We start from the raw sequence: 20,086 nt of genomic DNA, 5'->3' as shown, positions 1-20,086 counted from the left end.
CTTTCCTTTTTTCTTCCGATTTTTTCGAGAGAGCAACATGATGCGCACATTTCGAGGCGGCCTGCTGATCGGGCTCGCGGTCGCCGTGCTGGTCGCCGCCTTCGCCATCACTTACGAATTCTACGACACCCGCACGCTGAAGCGCACGGTGCGCCGCGGCGAAGTGCTGTGCGGCGTCAACAAGGGCCTGCCGGGCTTCTCGATCCCCGACGACAAGGGCAACTGGACCGGCTTCGACGTCGATTTCTGCCGCGCCGTGGCCTCCGCCATCTTCGACGATCCGAGCAAGGCCAAGTTCGTTCCGCTCGACGCCAACGAGCGATTCAAGGAATTGCAGAGCCGCAAGGTCGACATTCTCTCGCGCAACTCGACCTGGAGCATGTCGCGTGAGCTCGACTACGATCTCTACTTCCCGGCCGTGGCCTATTACGACGGCGAAGGCTTCATGGTGCCACGGTCGCGCAACAAGGAGACCTCGCTCGATCTCGCCGACAGCAAGGTCTGCGTGCAATCAGGCACCACCACGTTGCTCAACCTCGCCGACTACTTCAAGGCCAACAACATGAAGTATGAGCTGGTGAAGTTCGACAAGCTGGACGAGGTCGTAAAGGCTTACGACACCGGCAAGTGCGACACGCTCACCGCCGACGTGTCCCAGCTTTATGCGCTCAGGCTGAACATGACCAAGCCGGGCGACCACATGATCCTGCCCGACATGATCTCCAAGGAGCCGCTCGCCCCGGTGGTGCGCCAGCGCGACGACGACTGGATGATGATCGTGAAGTGGACGCTTTACGCGATGATCAACGCCGAAGAGCTCGGCGTCACCTCGCAGAATATCGACGAAGCCCTGAAGTCGAAGAAGCCGGAAGTGATGCGACTGGTCGGCACAGAGGGCAATTACGGCGAAGAACTCGGCCTCACCAAGGACTGGGCCGTGCGCATCATCCGCCATGTCGGCAATTACGGCGAGATGTACGAGCGCAATATCGGCGAGAAGTCGCAGCTGAAGATCCCGCGCGGCATGAACCAGCTGTGGAATGCCGGTGGCGTGCAGTATGCGCCGCCGATGAGGTAGGCTTCGCGGCGAGACCCTCGTAGGGTGGGTTATCGCTGCAATTGCGCGAAGCGCAATTACGGGGCGTAACCCACCATGCTTCCGCGTTCGCCGAACAAAGTTGGTGGGTTACGCCCAGCAGATGCGCTTCGCGCTTCTGCAGCGCTAACCCACCCTACGTGAGCAGATCAATACCCCCGCGCCCGCGCCAGCTGCTCGGTGTGGTAGTTCGCATCGCCGAACAGTTCCTCGCACACCCGTGCGCGCTTCATGAAGAAGCCGATGTCGAACTGGTCGGTCATGCCCATGCCGCCGTGCATCTGCACGCCTTCCTGCACCGCGCGGGTGGCGGTGGTGCCGGCGCGGGCTTTTGCCACGGCGACGGCTGAGGCGGCCTTGGCGACATCGCCATCCAACGCCTGCAGCGCCTTCATGGTCGCGGCGCGGGTGATCTCGACGTCGATGTAGAGTTGCGCTGCGCGGTGCTGCAGCGCCTGGAATTCGCCGATCAGCTTGCCGAACTGCTTTCTGCTCTTGAGATACTCGACGGTGCGGTTGAACACTTCATCGCTGAGTCCGACCATTTCGGCGGCGACGGCGCCGCGGCCGATATCCAGCACGCCGTCGAGCAGAGCGGCGCCCTGATCGACTTCGCCGAGCACGCTGTCGGCGTTGACCTCGACATTGGCGAGCTCGATCCGCGCCGCATTGTGCGCGTCGACCATGATGGTGCGCTCGATCGACACCCCCTTGACCTTGGGATTGACCAGGAACAGCGTGAGCCCCTCGCGCTCGCCGGCCGATCCGGCCGTGCGCGCGGCAACGATGAAGAGATCGGCGACGTGGCCGTCAACCACCAGCGCCTTGGCACCGGACAGCTTGAAACCGTTGCCGGCGCGGACAGCCTGCAAGTTCGTCTGCAGCGGACGATGCTTGGCGCCTTCGTCGATCGCGAGCGTCGCAAGCAGGGAGCCGTTGGAAACCTTCGGCAGATATTCCGACTTCTGCGCGGCATTGCCGCCGCGGTTCAGGGCCGAGGCCGCGACCACCGAGGTGGCGAGGAAGGGTGACGGCATCAGGGTGCGGCCGATCTCCTCCATGACGATTCCGGCCTCCATGAAGCCGAGACCGCTGCCACCGAACTCTTCCGGCACGAGCAAGCCGGCAAAGCCCATCTCGGCGAAGGAATGCCACAGCTCCTTGGAGAAGCCGGTGGGATCTTTGGAATCGCGCAAGCTGCGCAGGTGCGACACCGGCGCCTTGTCGCTGATCAGCCCGCGCGCGCTGTCGCGGAGCATCGATTGTTCTTCGGTGAGGACGAGGGCCATGATCTTGAATCTCTAGCAGCTAGCGAAGTGCTTATTGTTGGTGTCATTCCGGGGCGATGCGCAGCATCGAACCCGGAATCTCGAGGTTCCGGGTTCGGTCCTGCGGACCGCCCCGGAACGACGGAAAGCCTTACGCCCCCGGCAAATCCAGGATGCGTTTGGCGACGATGCCGAGCATGACCTCGGACGTGCCGCCCTCGATCGAGTTGGCCTTGGTGCGTAGCCAGGCGCGCGGGCGGGCGCCCTGCCGCGAGCGCTCGCTCTCCCATTCCAGCGCATCGACGCCGCCGGCCGACATCAGGATCTCGTAGCGGCGCTTGTTGAGCTCGGTGCCGTAATATTTCATCGCCGAGGAGAACGCCGGATGCGCCTGCCCCGCCTTGGCAAGATCGACGGCGCGCTCGGCGCAAGCCGCGAGCGCGGCTTCATCGACGTCGAAGGTCGCGATCTGGCCGCGCAGCATGGAATCGTCGAGCCGCCCCAGCGCATCGGAGCCGACGGAATCCGCGGCGATCTGACCGAGCGGACGGCCGACGCCACGTTCGCCCATGCCCGAAATCATCGCGCGCTCGTGCTGCAGCAGATATTTGGCGACGTCCCAACCGCGGTTGACGGTGCCGACCACGTGCGATTTCGGCACGCGGACGCCGTCGAAGAAGGTTTCGCAGAACGGCGAATAGCCTGAGATCAGCAGGATCGGCTTGGTGGTGACGCCCTTCGAGGTCATGTCGAACAGGATGAAGCTGATGCCGTCGTGCTTCTTCGCCGTGGGATCGGTGCGGACGAGGCAGAAGATCCAGTCGGCGTAGTTGGCGTAGGAGGTCCAGATCTTCGAGCCCGTGATGACGAAATCGTCGCCATCGCTTTCGGCGCGGGTCTGCAGCGAGGCCAGATCGGAGCCGGCGTTCGGCTCGGAATATCCCTGGCACCAGCGGATCAGGCCCGCCGCGATTTTTGGCAGATGCTCTTTCTTCTGCGCCTCGTTGCCGTATTTCAGCAGCGCCGGCCCGAGCATCCAGATGCCGAAGCTCGACAGCGGCGGACGCGCGCCGATCCTGGCCATCTCGGAACGCAGCACCTTGTGCTCGGCGGGGCTGAGACCACCACCGCCATATTCCCTGGGCCAATCAGGCACGGTCCAGCCCTTGTCCCGCATCCGCTCGAACCAGATGCGCTGCGGCTCGGAGGAGAATTTTGCGTTGCGCCCGCCCCAGAACACATCGGCATCAGCAGTCGCGGGCTTGCGCATTTCCGGCGGGCAATTGGCTTCCAGCCAAGCCCGCGTCTCCTTGCGGAATTGTTCGAGATCGGCGGTTTCAGTCTCGCTCATGGTCGCTTCCATCAGTCACATCAGATTTGTTGGGCGCGACTCTGGGCCATCGCACCGTGGAATTCAACCACTTCCGCAGCCCGCATTCAGCTATAGTCGGGACCACGACGGTGCTTGAAAACAAAGAGGAAACGACAATGCGCCTGAAACTTCTTTCGCCTGGCGAAATGAGTGAGAGCCAGCGGCAGACCTATGACGAGTCGATCGCCGGCAAACGCGGCAAGCCACCGGCGCCGATGATGGCCTGGCTCAACAGCCCCGACATGGCCCGTCACGCCACGCGGCTCGGCGAGGTGCTGCGCTATGACACGATGTTTCCGGCGAAGCTGTCGGAGATCGCGATCCTGGTCACGGCGCGGCACTGGACCGCGCATTACGAATGGTATGCGCACAAGCGCCTCGCGCTGGCGGGCGGCATGAAGCCCGAGATCATCGATGCGATCCGTGATCGCCGTACGCCTGAGTTTGACGATCCCAAGGCTGAGATGATCTACGATCTCGCGAAGTCGCTGCACGAGGGGCACGGCGTCGAGAAGGGCCTCTACGATGCAGCCGTTGCATTGCTGAGCGAGCGCGGCGTGGTCGAGGTGATCGGCCTGTGCGGCTATTACACCATGGTGTCGATGACGCTGAACACGTTCGAGTTCGAGCTGCCGGAGGGTGAGACGCCGGAGCTGACCTAAGTTTTCACATTTGGAAACGCTGGGTTTCGGGATCAGGCCATGGCGCTGTTCCGATCCCCGGCATAAGTGAGGTTCAGACACGGAGCAGCCACATGTCGCCAATATCACCCGTCGCCGCGGGGACCCGCATCGGCCACGTCCACCTCAAGGTCGCCGATCTCGATCGCGCGCTCGGCTTCTATTGCGGCGTGCTCGGCTTCGAGCTGATGCAGCGGATGGGCTCGGGCGCGGCCTTCATCTCGGCCGGCGGCTATCATCACCACATCGGCCTCAACACCTGGGAAAGCAAGGGCGGCTCGCCGCCGCCGCCGGGCACGACCGGCCTGTTTCACACCGCGATTCTCTATCCGACGCGCCCGGCGCTGGCGGATGCGCTGCACCGGGTGCTGACGGCGGGGATTGCGCTGGATGGCGCGAGCGATCATGGCGTGTCCGAGGCGCTGTATTTGCGCGACCCCGACGAGAATGGCGTCGAGCTGTATTGGGACAAGCCGCGGGAGCAATGGCCGTTCGGGCCGGATGGGAAGCTCGCGATGTTTACCAAGCGGCTCGATGTGGAGGCGTTGCTGAGACAGCGGGAGGGGTGAGTCCACCGCGATGAATGCGTAGGGTGGGGTTAGCCGAAGGCGTAACCCACCTCTTCTATTTCCGCAGAGATGAACAGTGGTGGGTTACGCCGAGCAGATGCGCTTCGCGCATCTGCAGCGCTAACCCACTCTACGCAGTTTTCGTGTGGCTGGTACCCCGCACCATGATCAGCGCTGCCGCGATCACCTCGAGCGCGATGCAGAGATAGAACGGCAGCGCGTAGCCGCCGGACCAATCCCGCAACGCCCCGACGACGCCGGGGCCGAACGCGTACGTCACCTGGTTGATCGCGGTGTTGAGGCTGATCAGCACGCCGAACGCGGCGCTGTCGAACTCTTGCTGCACGATCAGCGACGGCAGCGTGATGAGATTGCCGACGGAGAAGCCGAACACGGCGCACGCGGCGATCAGCACGTAATCATTGTGCAGATTGATGACGACGCACAGCGCGGCGGCCTGGCTCAGGAATGACAGGGCGGAAGCGAGCCGCTGGTTGAGGCGGTCGATCACCATCGAGAACAGCACCCGGCCGATCACCGCCATCGCCGTGAGCACCGCAACCGCTGCGGCGGCGCGCTCACGGCCGATCACGGGATCGAGGAACGAGATCAAGTGCACGATGAAGCCGACCTGCGCGAACAGCACCAGCGCGAAGGCAATCGTCACCGTGAGGAAGCCGATATCGCGCAGCGCCCAGCAGCGGATTTGTGTCGATGATTGCGGCTTCACCTTCGCAGCCGCCTGCCAGCCGTGGAGATCGGGCGGCCGGCCGACAACTACGAGGATGACCGGTAGCAGCAGCACCAGCATCGCGCCCGATGTCGCGAACATGGCGTTCGCAAACCCGATATGGTTGATCATCACCACCAGCAGCGGCACGCCGACGATGCCGCCAAAGCTGGCACCATTGAGCGCGAGGCTGATCGCCATGCCGCGCTTGTGGTCGAACCAGAGGCTGATCGTGTTGGTGATCATGGCCAGACTGGTGCCGGCCCAGCCGAAGGCGAGTACGGCATCGGCGAAATAAAGCTGCCAGGGCTCGCGCACCGCGCCGATCGCAACGCCGGCTGCCGCCATCGCCAGCGTGCCGGCGACGAGGCAGATGCGTGGGCCGTATTTTCGCACGGCTTCGCCGACGAAGACGACCAGCAGCGCGCCGAACAGGTAGAAGAACGTCGTGCCCGACGAGATCAGCGATGTTGGCCAGCCCCGTGCGCGCTGCAGCTCGGCGACATAGACGCTCTGGCCATAGAAGCCGAGACCCCAGCCGAAGGTCGCGAGCAGGAAGCAGACCGCGACGATGCGCCAGCCTTCGTAGCGGAGCGAGGATTCGTCGATTGACGTGGTGGAGCGGGGATTGTCCAGCATTTGCGCTTGTCCTTGCTTTCCCCCGCGAGCGCCTTCACGCTCGCCTGTTCATGACGAGCATCATGTAACAACCCGACGTCCGAAAATCACTTCGACCGCGATCGAACCGTCAACGCTGCTGACAGCCTGCCGCCAATTCAAATCGCATCCGGGAACTCGCCGAGCGCGGCCTCGAGCCGCGCCCTGCGGCGGCGGGCCCAGGACGCCAGCGAGAGCGCGACGAGGCCGATGGCAACAGGCGGGAACACCACCGTGTTCACCGCGGACCAGCCGTAATTCGCAAGCAGCTGCCCCGATGAGAACGAGCCGATCGCCATCATGCCGAATACGAGGAAATCGTTGAAGGCCTGCACCTTGTTGCGCTCCTGCGGCCGGTGCGTCTCCAGCACCAGCGCGGACGCGCCGATGAAGGAGAAGTTCCAGCCCATGCCGAGCACGATCAGCGTCGCCCAGAAATGCAGCGCGGTGATGCCGGAGAGACCGATGCAGGCGGCGCCTGCTTCCAGCAGCAATCCGGCGGCAACGATTCTGGGTGCGCCGAAGCGGGCGATCAGCGCGCCGGTGAAGAAGCTCGGCCCGTACATCGCGACGATGTGCCATTGAATTCCGAAATTGGAATCGGAGAGGCTTAAGCCGCACATCTTCATGGCGAGCGGCGCCGAGGTCATCACCAGGTTCATCATGGGATAGGCGATGACGCCGCAGAGCGCGGCCGCGATGAAGCGCGGCTGGGTCACGATGGTCAGCAGCGGCCGGCCACCATGCAGATCCGCCGGCGCGGGCTTCGGCATATCGACGCCGGCGACGATGCCCATCGCGACAAGCGCAACCACGGCCTGGACCAGGAAGCTGAAGGCGAACAGATAAGGCGACCAGACGTTCATGGTCCATTGCACGAGCTGCGGACCGAGCACACCGGCGAACACGCCGCCCGCCATCACCCACGACACGGCTTTCGGCCGGTCGGCCGCGCTGGCGCCGTCGGCGGCCGCGAAGCGATAGGATTGCGCCACGGAGCCGTAGAGGCCGCCGAGGAAGGTCGCCAGACAAAACAGTGCGAAGGAGGCGTGCAGGATCGCGAACGAGCCGATCAGGCCGGTGAGCGCACCGAGGCCCGTGCCGATGACGAAGGCGCAGCGGCGGCCGAAGCGGCGCGAGATCGCGCCTGTCGGCAGCGTGCCGGCCGCGAGCCCGACGACGTACATGGACAACGGCACGGTCGCGAGCGACATGTCGGGCGCCAGCGTAGCGCCGACGATCGAACCGGTGGCGAAGATCACAGCCGAATTGGCACCCGTCAGCGCCTGCGCGGCGGCAAGGCGCACCACGTTGGCACGCACGCGAGCGTCGTCGGCGATCTCATTGGCTGCTGTCACGTCGATCATCGGCATTTCCGCCCGGAAGGGCCTTGTTGATTCCCGGCACTATGGAGAGGCCGAAAGGGCCGGGCAACCGGCGCAAACGGGCGCAGGCCATGCCTCCGACGCAGTCGGGCCGATGATAGCGGCCCCCGCTCTTGACGGCTTGCGCTCGATCAAATCCTATCCCGCCGCGACTTTTTGGGAGTTTCGTTCATGCCCGTCGATAGCAGGCCCACGGTTCAAGCTCCCGATGACGATCCCTGGATCTGGCTGGAGGAGATCGACGGCGCCCGCGCGCTCGATTTCGTCGCGCGGCAGAACCAGCGGACGCTGCTGGAATTCGGCGGCGCGGCGTTCGAGCGCGACACGGCCATCCTTGCGGCGATCTACGACCGATCGGACAACATCCCCTATGTCGGCCGCAGCGACGGCCTGCTCTACAATCTCTGGAAGGACGCGAACAATCCGCGTGGTCTGTGGCGGCGCACCACGATGGCGGAATTTCGCAAAACAGCGCCGTCCTGGGAAACGCTGCTCGATATCGACAAGCTCGCGGCGGACGAAGGCGAGGACTGGCTTCTCAGCTGGTCGAGTTCGCTTCCGGGCGATGCCCCGCAGACGATCCTGAGCCTGTCATGCGGCGGTAGCGATGCCGTCACCATGCGGGAGTTCGACCTCAACGCCAAGAGTTTCGTTGCCGGAGGCTTCACGCTGCCGGAAGCCAAAGGGAGCGTTGAATGGGTCGATGCCGACACGGTGCTGCTATCGAGCGCTTATGGCGGCGCGAAGATGCAGACGACCTCCGGCTATGCCCGGACCGTGCGGTTGTGGCGGCGCGGCGAGGCGATCGAGAACGCGCGCGTGGTGTTCGAGACGAGGCCAGACCGCATGAGCGCCTCTTGCGACGTCGATCGCACCGCCGAAACGCCGCGGGTCTGGTTCGTTGACCGGCTCGACTTCTTCAATTTCGACGTCTGGCTCGGCACCGAGAACGGCGCGACCGTCAAGCTCGACTTGCCCCCGGATATCTGGCTGCAAGCTCACCGCGACTGGTTCGCCATCAAGCTGCGCTCGGCATGGACCGTCGGCGGTGTCACCTACGCCGCCGACAGCGTGCTCGGAATTTCGCTGTCGGCCTTTCTCGCCGGCGATCGCAACTTCACGACCGTGTTCGCACCAGGCGAGCGGCGCGCGCTTCAGGGATTTTTCTGGGCCGACGGCAGACTGCTCCTGTCGATTCTCGACGAGTTGCGGCCGGTATTCGAGATCTGCGCGCCATCGCCGGCGGGCTGGAAACGTGAGACGCTGCGCGGCCTCCCCGGGATCGGCGTCGTCGACGTGTGGCGCTTCGACCATCATGAATCCGAGAGCAACGGCGGCCTGCTCGCCAATGTGCAGGACCCGCTGACGCCGCCGTCGTTGATGCTGATCGAGCGCGGCGTCGAAAGCCCTGTTGTCCTGAAACAGGCACCGAAGATCTTCAACACGGACGGCCTCGTCGTCACGCAACACGAGGCGATCTCTGTCGACGGCGAGCGCATTCCCTATGTGCAGACCGGACCCGCCGGCGTGTCAGGGGATGCGCCTGTTTACATGAGCGCCTATGGCGGCTTCGGCCTCGCCGTGAAGCCGCAATACAATTCCGCGCTCGGCAAGCTGTGGCTGGAGCGCGGCGGCACGACCGTACAAGCGAACCTGCGCGGCGGCGGCGAGTTCGGCACGCGCTGGCACGATGCCGGCCGTTACGCCGGCAAGAAGCTGTCGCACGACGATTTCGCGGCGGTCGCAGCCGACCTCGTCCGCCGCGGCGTGACCAGGCCGAACCGCATCGCAGCCCAGGGCGGATCGAACGGCGGCATCCTCATCACCAACATGCTGGTGCGGTACCCCGAGCGTTTCGGCGCGCTGTTCTGCACCATCCCGCTGATCGACATGCGCCGCTACACAAAGCTGCTTGCGGGCGCGAGCTGGATTGCGGAATATGGCGACCCCGACAAGCCGGAAGAGTGGGAATGGCTCAAGACCTACTCGGCCTATCACAGCGCAAAGCCCGGCCAGCCCTATCCGCCGATCCTGATCGCCACCACGCGGCGCGACGACCGTGTCCATCCCGGCCACGCGCGCAAGATGGCGGCCAAGCTGCGGGCGATGGGCTATGAGGCCTGGTTCTACGAGCCTGAAGCCGGCGGCCACGGCTACGGCAAGGACAACAAGGAGCGCGCCGGTTTCCAGGTGCTCGGGTTTCAGTTTCTGAAGGAGAAGATCGGATGGAAGGAGGGTGAGGCCTGATGGCCTCACCCGCGCGCGAACACCAGCGTCAGATTGTTCGCGGGCATCTCGATCGTATCGACGAGACGAAGACCCACGCCGCGCGCGAGTGCCTCGACATCGCCGACGTCGCGCACGCCCCAATCGGAATTGCCTTCGCGCAGCGAGGTGTCGAACACGGCGTTGCTCAGGGCCGTGTGCTTGCCGTCGCGCTTGAACGGGCCGTAGAGGAACAGCTGGCCATCGGCGCGCAGATACCGGCCGGCGCCGGCGAACAGGCCTTCGGCCACGGTCCAGGGCGCAATGTGAATGACATTGGCGCAGAACACGGCGGCAAGATTGTTCGGCCCCTGCCCTTTCTTCATCTCCGGGCACCAGTCCGGATCAGAGAGATCGATCCGCAACGGCGAGCGGATGTTGGGCAGGCCCGAATGCAGGCGCCAGGCCTCGATGCTCTTCACATGGCGCTGGTTGAGGTCGCTCGGCCACCAGACGAGAGCGGGCGTATGGCGGGCGAAATGGACCACGTGCTGGCCGGTTCCACTGCCGACCTCGACCACGTCGCCTGTCCGCCCGGCGAGATGCCTCTCGAGCGCGGCCCAGAGCGGGACGTGATTGCGATGGAAAGCCGGCGCATCCAGACGGCCGTCGGATTCGACCCTCCCGCCGTCCCTGCCAAATTCAACGACATATTCAGCCAAATGGTGTCCCCGGAAATGAGAAAGCAGACGAAAACGCAACAAGGGCCAAACGCCCCGGACCTTGCCTGACAAGGCCGGCTTGATGAACGATCCTTCACTTCAGTTGCAATGCGGAAGATATTAACGGCATTTTGCGGGCTGCATAGTCTTGATTGTCAGGGCATGTCCTTTGTGCTTTTGAACACCATGTTTTCCAGACGTCACAAGCCTCGGAACGACGCCTTGACCGCCTTTCCTCGCAAGCCCGCCCTGCTCCTCGCGCTGGTCGTCCTCACGGACCTCGCCACGGGCCCGGCATGCGCGCAATCCACCGTCGCCGAGGGCGAGAAGCTCGCCTTCGACCGCGGCAAGGGCAATTGCCTGACCTGCCATGTCATCAAGGGCGGCGATTTGCCGGGCACGATCGGGCCCGAGCTGAAGGACCTCAAGGCCAGGTATCCCGACCGTAACGATCTGGTCGCGATCCTGACCGATGAGACCAAGCGCAACCCGCAGACCATGATGCCGCCGTTCGGTCGCAACCGGATTCTCACCGAACGGGAGATCAACGCGATCGTTGATTTCCTGCAAACGCTGTAACGGTGGGCCAAGGAGACCTTTGATGACCACGACCACCGGCCCTCACCCGACGCGGCGCCTCATCCTTCAGGGCACAGCCTCGGTCGTGCTGTTCGGCCTCGGCAATCTCGCATTCGCGCCGGCGCGCGCCGCGGCCAATGACAAATACCCGGAGGACGCGTTCAAGCAAAAGAGCGAGGCCGACGCGATCAAGGCGCTCTACGGCAAGACCGCGGAGCCCTCCGAGAAGGTGAAGCTCGATGCGCCCGAGATCGCCGAGAACGGCGCGGTGGTGCCGATCTCGGTGACGACGACGCTGGACAAGGTCACCTCGATCTCGTTCTTCGTCGCCGAAAACCCGAACGCGCTCGCGGCGAGCTACAGGATTCCCGACGGTACGATGCCCAGCATCGCCAATCGCCTGAAGATGGCCAAGACCACCAACGTGGTCGCAATCGTCGAGGCCGACGGCAAGCTCTTCAGCGCGACCAAGGAAGTCAAAGTCACCGTCGGTGGCTGCGGCGGCTAGGAGAATCGAAATGGCATCCAGCATTCGCGTCCGCGCCACCGCCAACGGCGATATCACCGAGGTGCAGGCGCTGATCCAGCACCCCATGGATTCCGGCTTCGTCAAGGACGCCAAGGGCGAGCTGATCCCGCCGCATTTCATCCAGGAGCTGAAGTTCGCCTGTAACGGCAAGGAGGTCTTCGTCGCCGATTGGGGCCCGGCCGTCTCCAAGGACCCGTACGTCAAGTTCAGCTTCAAGGGCGGCAAGAAGGGCGACGACCTCAAGATCTCCTGGACCGACAACAAGGGCGGCTCCGACGAGATCACGGCGAAGATTGCGTGATGAAAGCCAGTATCTCCCTCCTGCGTGGTTCGTTGGGCGCCGCGCTCGTCGCGTTTGCACTCGCCGTTCCCAGCGTGAGCGCGGCCGACAAGGTCGATCCCGCAGCTGACGCCAAGGCGTTCCAGAAGTTCTTCTTCAAGAAGTTTCCCGATGTGAAGCACGACGATTTCGTCAACGGTCCTTATTCCATGAACGAGGACATGAAGCGGCAGTGGCAGGAGAAGGAAGAATTCCCGCCTTACGAGTTCTCGCTCGACGCCGGAAAGGAGATGTTTGCGACGCCGTTCAAGAACGGCAAGACCTACGCCGACTGCTTCCCGAACGGCGGCATCGGCATTCGCCAGAACTATCCTTATTTCGATACGAAAGAAGGCAAGGTCGTCACGCTGGAGCTCGCGCTCAACCGCTGCCGCGAGGCCAATGGCGAAGCGCCCTACTCCTACGTCAAGGACGAGATGGCCTCGCTCACCGCGTACATGGCCTTCACCTCGCGCGGCAAGCCGATGGACATCAAGATCCCCGATGATCCTCGCGCGCTCGAAGCGTTCGAGAACGGCAAGCGCTATTTCTACACCCGCCGCGGCCAGCTGAACTTCTCCTGTGCGAGCTGCCATGTCCAGAGCCCGGGCGAGCGCATCCGCGCCGAGATCCTGGCGCCGGCACTCGGAATCCTCAACGCGATGCCGATCTATCGCTCCGAATGGAGCGGCATGGGCACCATCAGCCGCCGCTTCATCACCTGCAACAGCCAGACCCGGGCGGTTCCGCTGGAGCCGCAGGCGGACGAATATCGCGACGTCGAATATTTCCTGTCCTACGTCGCCAACGGCCTGCCGATCTCAGGCCCAGGGGCACGTCCATGAGCGCGGCCATGCAGCGGTCACTCGTCCTGGCCATGTTGCTTCTCTCGAGCCTCGCGCCACCAGCGCGCGCGGCAAATGAAGCAGACTACAAGGCTGCCTATGCCGCCGCGGAGGTAGCCTCCAAGGAGGCGTCAGGCATGCGCAACCAGTGGACCACGACCGTCTCGACGCTGGCGGCTGCCAAGAAGGCGGGCGATGGCGGCGATTTCGACGGCGCCGTGGCTGCGGCAAAGGAAGCCGAAGCACTGGCAAAGGCGTCGATTGTCCAGGCGACCTCCGAAAAAGAAGCCTGGAAGGCAATGGAAATCCGCTAGACTAGCGCCCAGTGGAACTGCCGAGAACCGGCGCGGAGAATGTGTGATGGCGATCCGCCGCCGCGATTTCCTGAAGAGTACCGCCGCTGTCGCCGCCTCGCTCGGCCTGCCGCGGCGTGCGCGCGGCGCTGAAGCCGCCAGCATCTACGACATCGAGCGCTTCGGCAACGCGCGGATCCTGCACACCACCGACACTCATGCGCAGCTCAACCCGGTCTATTTCCGCGAGCCCAGCGTCAATATCGGCATCGGCGAGATGTCGGGACGGCCGCCGCATCTGGTCGCGCGCGCGTTCCTGGAGCGCTTCGGCATCCGGCCCGACAGCGCCGATGCCTATGCTTTCACCTCGGTCGAGTTCGAGAAGTCCGCCGGCCGGTTCGGCAAGCTCGGTGGCTTCGCCCATCTGAAGACACTGATCGACCGCCTGCGCGCTGATGTCGGCGACAAGCATGCCATGCTGGTCGACGGTGGCGACCTCTGGCAGGGCACGGGGCTTGCCAACACCTTGCAGGGTCGCGACATGGTGGAGGTCGCCAATCTGCTCGGCATCGAGGCCATGACGGGGCATTGGGAATTCACCTATGGCGAGCAGGCGCTGCGCGACAATCTCGAGCACTTCAAGGGCGAGTTTCTGGCGCAGAACGTCTTCCTGACCGAGGAAGCCGCGTTCAACGACTCCCCCGCCTTCGACAAGGCGAGCGGGCGCGTGTTCAAGCCGTCGATCATCAAAGAGCTCAGTGGCCATCGCGTCGCGGTCATCGGCCAGGCTTTCCCTTACGTGCCGATCGCGCATCCCAAGCGGTTCACGCCGGACTGGACCTTTGGCATACGCGAGGAGGAGCTGCAGAAGCATGTCGACGCCTTGCGCGGCACCGACAAGGTCGACGCGGTGATCCTGCTGTCGCACAACGGCATGGACGTCGACCTCAAGCTCGCAACCCGCGTCACCGGCATCGACGTCATTCTCGGCGGCCACACCCATGACGCCGTGCCGCAGCCCATCCCGATGAAGAACGCCGGCGGCACGACGCTCGTCACCAATGCCGGCTCGAACGGGAAATTCTTAGCTGTGCTCGACCTCGCACTCGACAAGGGCAAGGTCGGCGACGTCAGATATCATCTGCTGCCCGTCTATTCCGAGCTGCTGAAGCCCGATCCCGCCATGGCCGAGCTGATCGGAAAGCTGCGCGCGCCTGTTGTGACCGACTGGTCTGAGAAGATCGCAACGCCCGACCGCCTGCTCTATCGCCGCGACAATTTCGCCGGCCCTGTCGACGAGTTGATCTGCACTGCGTTGCGCACTGAGCTCAACGCCGAGATCGCGCTGTCGCCGGGCTTCCGCTGGGGGCTCACCGCCTTGTCCGGCCAGCCCATCACCATGGAAGATGTGCTCGCGGAAACTGCGATCACCTATCCCGAGACCTACGTGCAGGAGATGACCGGCGCGCAAATCAAGGATGTGCTGGAAGACGTCTGCGACAATCTCTTCAATACCGATCCCTATTATCAGCAGGGCGGCGACATGGTCCGCGCGGGTGGACTGAGCTACACCTGCGCGCCTGCGAACACCATGGGCAGCCGCATCTCCGAACTCAAGCTCGACAACGGCAGGGCGATCTCGGCAAGCCATCACTACAAGGTCGCGGGCTGGGCCTCGGTGAACGGCCAGCAGGGCGCGCCGGTGTGGGACGTGGTCGGCAGATATCTGCGATCGGGCCGGATGTTTCAGGAGCGCCTCGGCGCCGGCGTCACGCTGAAGGGTGTGGACGGCAACCCGGGCATTGCAGGATAGGATATGCGCTCGCAAGTCTTTCGCACGATGCTGGTGGCACTGCTCGCCTGGGCGGCGGCGCCGCTCGCGTTTGCGCAGCAGGTGGCGCTGCAGGACAAACCGTTCGCCGAGCACAAGATCGTGCTGCAGCTCTCCGACGGCGATGCCAGGAAGCAGGCCCTGGTGCTCAGCGTCGCCAACAATCTCCTGAAGGCCTATGACCCCGACAAGATCGCGGTGGAGGTCGTCGCCTTCGGTCCCGGCATCGATCTGCTGCTGTCGGGCAACGAGCGCCGCAAACAGGTCGAAAGCCTGATCGCACAGGGCGTGCGCTTCGACATCTGCCTCAACACAGTGGATACGATCGCGCGAGAGACGGGCAAGCGGCCGGATTTCATCCCCGCGGCGACACCCGTGCAGGTGGGCGTCGGGCAGATCCTGTTTCTGGCCGAGAATGGGTACACATTGGTGAGGCCGTAGGGAGGTCCGCTGTAGTCCCGCGCTGCGTTCGGAGGCACGTCATCCCCCGCGCACTCGCTGTCATTCCCCGCGAAAAGCGGGGAATCCAGTACGCCGCGGCTTCTCCGTGTTCCACTATGGCTTCTGAATACTTCATGGCCCGCCTTCGCGGGCGATGACAGCGGTGGGTGGGGCGAAGACCTGCCCAAACGCCACCCACCCCTGCGGAATAAAATCTTCTAAAATCTCTTCGTCACCCAGTGAATTACTTCTCTTCCCACCCTCCTGCGTAGTAGAATCCTCGAAACCACTCCACGTCGGGGTTCTGCCATGATCTTCCGCCAGCTCTTCGACAGCGTTTCAGGCACCTACAGCTACGTCCTGGCCAGCCGCCCCGGCGGCGAGGCGCTGATCCTCGATCCCGTGCTGGAGAAGGTCGACCGCTACTGCCAGCTGCTGCGCGAGCTCGACCTCAAGCTGGTCAAGGCCGTCGACACGCATCTGCATGCCGACCACGTCACCGGGCTCGGCGAGCTGCGCGACCGCACCCATTGCATGACGGTGATGGGCGACCAGACCAAGGCCGACGTGGTGGCGATGCGGGTCGCCGACGGCGACAAGGTGACCATCGAGGGCCTCTCGCTCGACGTGATGTATACGCCGGGCCACACCGACGATTCCTATTCCTATCTGATGGGCGACCGCGTCTTCACCGGCGACACGCTCTTGATCCGCGGCACCGGACGCACCGATTTCCAGAACGGTTCTTCGCGCGCACAATACGAGTCGATTTTCAACCGGCTGCTCAAGCTGCCCGATGAGACGATGGTGTTCCCGGCGCATGACTACAAGGGCGACACGGTCTCCACCATCGGCGAGGAGAAGCGCTACAATCCGCGGCTCCAGGTCCGCTCGGTCGACGAATATATCGAGCTGATGGCGAATTTGAAGCTGCCCAATCCGAAGATGATGGATGTGGCGGTGCCGGCCAACATGCATGTCGGCCTGCATCAGGAAGAGCTGGAGAAGGAGGGCCGTGCGCTCAGCGCGGTCGACGCGATCCGCATCCTCGGCCGGCCCGACATGCTGCTGGTGGATCTGCGCGAGACCAATGAGCGAATGAAACACGGCATGCTCGAAGGCGCGCTGCACACGCCCTATCCGAGCGTCGAGGAAAGCCTCAAGCCGGGTGGTATGCTGCGCGAGGTCGCGGCCGCCACCGGTCGCCGCGTCGTGTTCTTCTGCGCCTTTGGTGAGCGCTCGGCGATGGCTGTTGCCGCCGCCAAGGAGGCCGGGCTCAGCAATACGGCGCATATCGCCGGCGGCATCGATGCCTGGAAAAAGGCGGGCGGGCCGGTGGTGCACTGAAGGCTTGAGATAAGTCAGGAAGCGCGCAGGTTTTCAGACTAGAAGCGGATTATGCATCACCATCCGGGACCAGCCATGGCCAAGATCGAAAGCAAGATCGGAAGCAAGACCGTCAAGCCGAGCGAACCGCCGCAGACGAAGACCGCGGCCGACAGAGCGAAAAGGCCCCAGCCGCCACCCGACACCGACGACGATTACGAAGACGGTGACATCGCCACGCCGAAGCGTGATCGCTATGGGCCGGACGACGAGCCGTTGTGAGGTGTTGAGAGGGTGATCTTGCCACACGAACGGTACGTTCCCTGCCCCAAAAGGGGGAGGGCGCGCAGTTGTGCTACGCGGCTCTCTCGAGCCCTTATTGATGGCCCCGCGCCCTGACCGCGCTACCTGCCATGCACCTGCGTTCATGGACAAATAACTGCCGTCCCTCGATAATTTGCCTGCCTCCACGACGCAAAACGGAACTGCAATGGTCGACGTTCTCGCCGCACCGCAACAAGGCAAGGCGGACAGCGCGCTGCGCACGCTGACCGGGATCTCGATCGCGCATTGGGTCAGCCATTTCCATCTGCTGGTCCTGCCGATGCTGTTCCCGTTCCTGAAAGATCAGCTCGGCGTCGGCTATGTCGAGCTCGGTTTCGCGCTGACCGTGTCGGCGGTCGTCTCCGGGCTGACGCAGGCGCCGACCGGCTATCTCGTCGACCATTTCGGCGCGCGCAAGATCCTGCTCGGCGGACTGACGCTCGGCGGGCTCGCGCTGATGATGCTCGGCCTGCATCTCAGCTACGCCTCGCTGATCGCCTGCGGCGTGCTGCTCGGCCTCGCCAACAGCGTCTATCATCCCGCCGATTACGCCATCCTCGCCGAGCATATGGACGAGGCGCGGATGGGCCGCGCCTTCTCGGTCCACACCTTTGCCGGCTATTTTGGGGGCGCCGTCGCGCCGGCGATCGTCGCGACCCTCGTCACCTTGTCCGGCGGGACAGGTGCCCTCATTGCGTCGGGCGCGATCGGCGTGCTGGTCGCGCTGCTGCTGGTGGCGATGAGGATTCCGGATGCCGGCGCGCACGAGGGAAAGCCTGAAAACGCAAACGCAGCGAAACAGGCCGTCATCACGCCAGCACTGATCACGCTGACCGCACTGTTCATGCTGCTGAGCCTGTCGGTGGCCGGCATCAATAATTTCGGCGTGGTCGCGCTGATGAGCGGCTACGGCGCAACCTACTCCGCCGCCAACCTCGCGCTGACGGCGTTCCTCGGCTCCAGCGCTGCGGGCGTCCTCGCGGGCGGGTTCCTCGCCGACCATACCGAGCGCCACGGCTATGTCGCCGCGGCCTGCTTTGCCGCGAATGCCGCGATCGTGCTGCTGATCGCGCTGGTCGCGCTGCCGGGCTGGGCCTTGACCGCCGCGATGGCGACCGCAGGCTTCCTCTCCGGCGTGATCGCGCCGTCGCGGGACATGCTGGTTCGCAATGCGGCGCCTCCCGGTGCCGCCGGTCGTGCCTTCGGCATCGTCTCCACCGGCTTCAATCTCGGCGGCATCGTCTCGCCGCTGCTGTTCGGTTGGATCATGGACCAGAGCGCACCGCATTGGGTGTTCGGCGCCTCCGTCATCTTCATGGTCGCGACCGTGCTGCTGTCGCCGTTCACGGAACGGAAGCCGCAAGCGAAGGCGTAGTTACGCTGTCGTCCCGGCGAAGGCCGGGATGACAATCGCGTACGTGGCTGGTTTTCAGCCAAACCTTACGTCGGCGATACCACGCCCTTCAGCCCGGCTTGCCGCGAAGCTGCGCTGCGCGTCAGGCGGGCCTTTTCGGTGTTGGGCCAGAGCAGCAGCAGGCCGACGACGCCGGAGCCGATCATCACCAGCGCATTGATGGTATAGCCGGTCATGTAGCCGTTCAGGACGTTGCCGGCGCGCTGGATGACGCTTCCCATCACCATCGGCGCGATGATGCCCGAGAGCGTGTAGAGCGCGCCGTAGATCGCGATGACCGCGCCGCGCTGCGAGGCTGGCGTGAACTCGCCGAGCATCGGCGGGCAGACGACGTAGATCGCGCCGCACAGGCCCGCGCCGACCACGAGCAGCGCGATCTGAAGACCAGCGCCCGAGGCATGCGGCATCGTCGCCAGGATCAGGCCGCCGAGGACCAACGGTGCCGAGCCGAGCACGCCGCGCGACATACGCGTGGTGTAGCCGCGCGCCGTCATCACCTGCGAGACCCAGCCCGTCAAGATCACGACGGTGGCGCCGAATATCCAGGGCAGGATCGAGATGAAGCCGGCCTGCTGCTGCGAGAAGCCGAGCCCCGTGACGATGAATGCGGTGAACCAGGTGAGTCCGAGCGAGAGCGCCCAATAGGCGCCGAAAGTCGCGATCACGCAGCCGAGAAAGGTGCGCGAGGTCAGCAACTGGACGTAGGGAATCTTGGGCTCAGTGGCAGCGAGCGCCTGCGTGTCCTCGAGCGGCCCTTCCTTGCCGAACGCCAGCCAGGCGCAGACCCAGATCAGGCCGGTCACGCCGAGCGCGCCGAAGGCGTAGTGCCAGGAATGATTGACGATGACCCAGTTCAGCGCCGGCACGGCGAGGATGACGCCGAAGGCCGAGCCCTGCGACAGGATCGCGGTCGGCAGCGTGCGCTTTTCGTCCGGGAACCATTTGTAGATCGCGTGCGCGGCGACCGAGAATGCCGGGCCTTCGCCCGCGCCAAGCACGACGCGGCAGATCAGCAGCGTGGTGAAGGAGACCGTGCCGACCATTGGAAACTGCGCCAGCGCCCAAATCACCGCGAGGGTCAGCAGGACATAGCGCGTCGCCACCTTGTTGACAATGAAGCCGACCACGATGGCCGAGATCGAGAACAGGAAGAAGAACGAGGAGCCGAGCAAGCCGAATTGCTCGGGCTCGAGCTTCAGATCGGTCATGATCGGCACGCCGGCGAGGCCGACGACGATCTTGTCGGCGAAATTCACGACCATGAAGAGAAAGAGGAGAATGGTGACGGTCCAGGCGCCCTTCGGCGTTGTCATGGATGCCTCTGCCGTCTTAGCCGCCGCCGACGGCGTTGCCTGAGCGCTCATAGTTCTCCCCGCATGTCATTTCTCGGCACTTTTTGCATGGCCGTGCCGGCAGCTAACAACGGCTTGAACGGCAACGCAACCCCGGTATTTCCGCAGCAAGTGTGCTACGCAGCATTGAGTTCATTCCGTCCGGCGCA

At 64.2% G+C, this 20,086-nt stretch carries 20 protein-coding genes; 14 read left to right on the top strand and 6 right to left on the bottom strand.

Going from position 1 to position 20,086, the window contains the following annotated elements; translation table 11 throughout:
* The first annotated feature begins 40 nt into the window (after nt 1–40).
* The gene (locus tag BM222_RS35265) at nt 41–1,078 is read left to right on the top strand and encodes an amino acid ABC transporter substrate-binding protein (protein WP_092239103.1); all 1,038 of its coding nucleotides are present in this window, start codon (nt 41–43) and stop codon (nt 1,076–1,078) included.
* 167 nt (nt 1,079–1,245) lie between these two features.
* On the opposite strand, the gene BM222_RS35260 is transcribed toward BM222_RS35265, so the two are convergent.
* Both BM222_RS35260 and BM222_RS35255 read right to left on the bottom strand, forming a co-directional pair.
* Entirely contained in the window at nt 1,246–2,385 is a 1,140-nt protein-coding gene (locus BM222_RS35260) for an acyl-CoA dehydrogenase family protein (RefSeq protein ID WP_092239078.1), read from the bottom strand.
* A gap of 130 nt (nt 2,386–2,515) precedes the next feature.
* Entirely contained in the window at nt 2,516–3,715 is a 1,200-nt protein-coding gene (locus BM222_RS35255) for an acyl-CoA dehydrogenase family protein (protein ID WP_177243652.1), read from the bottom strand.
* A gap of 137 nt (nt 3,716–3,852) precedes the next feature.
* Between BM222_RS35255 and BM222_RS35250 the strand changes: the two genes are divergently transcribed.
* Together BM222_RS35250 and BM222_RS35245 are read left to right on the top strand one after the other, a co-directional pair.
* The gene (locus BM222_RS35250; RefSeq protein WP_092239101.1) at nt 3,853–4,398 is read left to right on the top strand and encodes a carboxymuconolactone decarboxylase family protein; all 546 of its coding nucleotides are present in this window, start codon (nt 3,853–3,855) and stop codon (nt 4,396–4,398) included.
* 92 nt (nt 4,399–4,490) lie between these two features.
* On the top strand, nt 4,491–4,985 hold the full coding sequence (locus BM222_RS35245) for a VOC family protein (RefSeq protein WP_092239074.1): 495 nt from the start codon (nt 4,491–4,493) through the stop codon (nt 4,983–4,985).
* A 130-nt stretch (nt 4,986–5,115) separates the two neighbouring features.
* On the opposite strand, the gene BM222_RS35240 is transcribed toward BM222_RS35245, so the two are convergent.
* Together BM222_RS35240 and BM222_RS35235 are read right to left on the bottom strand one after the other, a co-directional pair.
* A complete protein-coding gene (locus BM222_RS35240) occupies nt 5,116–6,354 on the bottom strand; it encodes an MFS transporter (protein ID WP_092239072.1) in 1,239 nt (412 codons plus the stop codon).
* 137 nt (nt 6,355–6,491) lie between these two features.
* Nucleotides 6,492–7,739, bottom strand: a complete 1,248-nt coding sequence (locus tag BM222_RS35235) for an MFS transporter (RefSeq protein WP_177243651.1) — start codon at nt 7,737–7,739, stop codon at nt 6,492–6,494.
* A gap of 189 nt (nt 7,740–7,928) precedes the next feature.
* On the opposite strand from BM222_RS35235, the gene BM222_RS35230 reads away from it, so the two are divergent.
* Nucleotides 7,929–10,004: a prolyl oligopeptidase family serine peptidase gene (locus BM222_RS35230; RefSeq protein WP_092239068.1), complete on the top strand. Its 2,076-nt coding sequence runs from the start codon at nt 7,929–7,931 to the stop codon at nt 10,002–10,004.
* A 5-nt stretch (nt 10,005–10,009) separates the two neighbouring features.
* On the opposite strand, the gene BM222_RS35225 is transcribed toward BM222_RS35230, so the two are convergent.
* A complete protein-coding gene (locus BM222_RS35225) occupies nt 10,010–10,684 on the bottom strand; it encodes a DUF938 domain-containing protein (protein ID WP_092239066.1) in 675 nt (224 codons plus the stop codon).
* Between the two features lie 222 nt (nt 10,685–10,906).
* On the opposite strand from BM222_RS35225, the gene soxX reads away from it, so the two are divergent.
* From soxX to BM222_RS35175, 10 genes are all read left to right on the top strand, one after another.
* On the top strand, nt 10,907–11,263 hold the full coding sequence (gene soxX, locus BM222_RS35220; RefSeq protein WP_244547378.1) for a sulfur oxidation c-type cytochrome SoxX: 357 nt from the start codon (nt 10,907–10,909) through the stop codon (nt 11,261–11,263).
* A 22-nt stretch (nt 11,264–11,285) separates the two neighbouring features.
* Complete coding sequence (gene soxY / locus BM222_RS35215; RefSeq protein WP_092239100.1) at nt 11,286–11,771, top strand: thiosulfate oxidation carrier protein SoxY; 486 nt, start codon at nt 11,286–11,288, stop codon at nt 11,769–11,771.
* Nucleotides 11,772–11,781: 10 nt separating this feature from the next.
* Entirely contained in the window at nt 11,782–12,093 is a 312-nt protein-coding gene (gene soxZ, locus BM222_RS35210; protein ID WP_092239063.1) for a thiosulfate oxidation carrier complex protein SoxZ, read from the top strand.
* Nucleotides 12,093–12,956, top strand: a complete 864-nt coding sequence (gene soxA / locus BM222_RS35205) for a sulfur oxidation c-type cytochrome SoxA (RefSeq protein ID WP_177243649.1) — start codon at nt 12,093–12,095, stop codon at nt 12,954–12,956. Before soxZ ends, soxA begins: the two co-directional genes overlap by 1 nt.
* Before the next feature lie 8 nt (nt 12,957–12,964).
* Nucleotides 12,965–13,270 (top strand): hypothetical protein, encoded by a 306-nt coding sequence (locus tag BM222_RS35200; RefSeq protein ID WP_092239098.1) that lies wholly within the window; start codon nt 12,965–12,967, stop codon nt 13,268–13,270.
* Nucleotides 13,271–13,316: 46 nt separating this feature from the next.
* On the top strand, nt 13,317–15,062 hold the full coding sequence (gene soxB, locus BM222_RS35195) for a thiosulfohydrolase SoxB (RefSeq protein WP_092239059.1): 1,746 nt from the start codon (nt 13,317–13,319) through the stop codon (nt 15,060–15,062).
* A gap of 3 nt (nt 15,063–15,065) precedes the next feature.
* Nucleotides 15,066–15,521: a DsrE family protein gene (locus BM222_RS35190; RefSeq protein WP_092239057.1), complete on the top strand. Its 456-nt coding sequence runs from the start codon at nt 15,066–15,068 to the stop codon at nt 15,519–15,521.
* A gap of 309 nt (nt 15,522–15,830) precedes the next feature.
* A complete protein-coding gene (locus BM222_RS35185) occupies nt 15,831–16,868 on the top strand; it encodes an MBL fold metallo-hydrolase (RefSeq protein ID WP_092239055.1) in 1,038 nt (345 codons plus the stop codon).
* Between the two features lie 75 nt (nt 16,869–16,943).
* The gene (locus BM222_RS35180; RefSeq protein ID WP_092239096.1) at nt 16,944–17,129 is read left to right on the top strand and encodes a hypothetical protein; all 186 of its coding nucleotides are present in this window, start codon (nt 16,944–16,946) and stop codon (nt 17,127–17,129) included.
* 208 nt (nt 17,130–17,337) lie between these two features.
* Nucleotides 17,338–18,546: an MFS transporter gene (locus BM222_RS35175; RefSeq protein WP_092239053.1), complete on the top strand. Its 1,209-nt coding sequence runs from the start codon at nt 17,338–17,340 to the stop codon at nt 18,544–18,546.
* 65 nt (nt 18,547–18,611) lie between these two features.
* On the opposite strand, the gene BM222_RS35170 is transcribed toward BM222_RS35175, so the two are convergent.
* A complete protein-coding gene (locus BM222_RS35170) occupies nt 18,612–19,949 on the bottom strand; it encodes an MFS transporter (RefSeq protein WP_092239050.1) in 1,338 nt (445 codons plus the stop codon).
* Nucleotides 19,950–20,086: the final 137 nt, after the last annotated feature.

The organism is Bradyrhizobium sp. Gha, assembly GCF_900113735.1.
Taxonomy (GTDB): domain Bacteria; phylum Pseudomonadota; class Alphaproteobacteria; order Rhizobiales; family Xanthobacteraceae; genus Bradyrhizobium.
Note: the sequence above shows the minus strand (reverse complement) of the source record. Positions and strands in the feature narration are given on the sequence as shown.

Coding starts and splice junctions, on each gene's coding strand:
- BM222_RS35265 (WP_092239103.1), top strand. CDS start 41: ATGCGCACATTTCGAGGCGGCCTGCTGATCGGGCTCGCGGTCGCCGTG.
- BM222_RS35260 (WP_092239078.1), bottom strand. CDS start 2,385: ATGGCCCTCGTCCTCACCGAAGAACAATCGATGCTCCGCGACAGCGCG.
- BM222_RS35255 (WP_177243652.1), bottom strand. CDS start 3,715: ATGAGCGAGACTGAAACCGCCGATCTCGAACAATTCCGCAAGGAGACG.
- BM222_RS35250 (WP_092239101.1), top strand. CDS start 3,853: ATGCGCCTGAAACTTCTTTCGCCTGGCGAAATGAGTGAGAGCCAGCGG.
- BM222_RS35245 (WP_092239074.1), top strand. CDS start 4,491: ATGTCGCCAATATCACCCGTCGCCGCGGGGACCCGCATCGGCCACGTC.
- BM222_RS35240 (WP_092239072.1), bottom strand. CDS start 6,354: ATGCTGGACAATCCCCGCTCCACCACGTCAATCGACGAATCCTCGCTC.
- BM222_RS35235 (WP_177243651.1), bottom strand. CDS start 7,739: ATGATCGACGTGACAGCAGCCAATGAGATCGCCGACGACGCTCGCGTG.
- BM222_RS35230 (WP_092239068.1), top strand. CDS start 7,929: ATGCCCGTCGATAGCAGGCCCACGGTTCAAGCTCCCGATGACGATCCC.
- soxY (WP_092239100.1), top strand. CDS start 11,286: ATGACCACGACCACCGGCCCTCACCCGACGCGGCGCCTCATCCTTCAG.
- soxZ (WP_092239063.1), top strand. CDS start 11,782: ATGGCATCCAGCATTCGCGTCCGCGCCACCGCCAACGGCGATATCACC.
- soxA (WP_177243649.1), top strand. CDS start 12,093: ATGAAAGCCAGTATCTCCCTCCTGCGTGGTTCGTTGGGCGCCGCGCTC.
- BM222_RS35200 (WP_092239098.1), top strand. CDS start 12,965: ATGCAGCGGTCACTCGTCCTGGCCATGTTGCTTCTCTCGAGCCTCGCG.
- soxB (WP_092239059.1), top strand. CDS start 13,317: ATGGCGATCCGCCGCCGCGATTTCCTGAAGAGTACCGCCGCTGTCGCC.
- BM222_RS35190 (WP_092239057.1), top strand. CDS start 15,066: ATGCGCTCGCAAGTCTTTCGCACGATGCTGGTGGCACTGCTCGCCTGG.
- BM222_RS35185 (WP_092239055.1), top strand. CDS start 15,831: ATGATCTTCCGCCAGCTCTTCGACAGCGTTTCAGGCACCTACAGCTAC.
- BM222_RS35180 (WP_092239096.1), top strand. CDS start 16,944: ATGGCCAAGATCGAAAGCAAGATCGGAAGCAAGACCGTCAAGCCGAGC.
- BM222_RS35175 (WP_092239053.1), top strand. CDS start 17,338: ATGGTCGACGTTCTCGCCGCACCGCAACAAGGCAAGGCGGACAGCGCG.
- BM222_RS35170 (WP_092239050.1), bottom strand. CDS start 19,949: ATGAGCGCTCAGGCAACGCCGTCGGCGGCGGCTAAGACGGCAGAGGCA.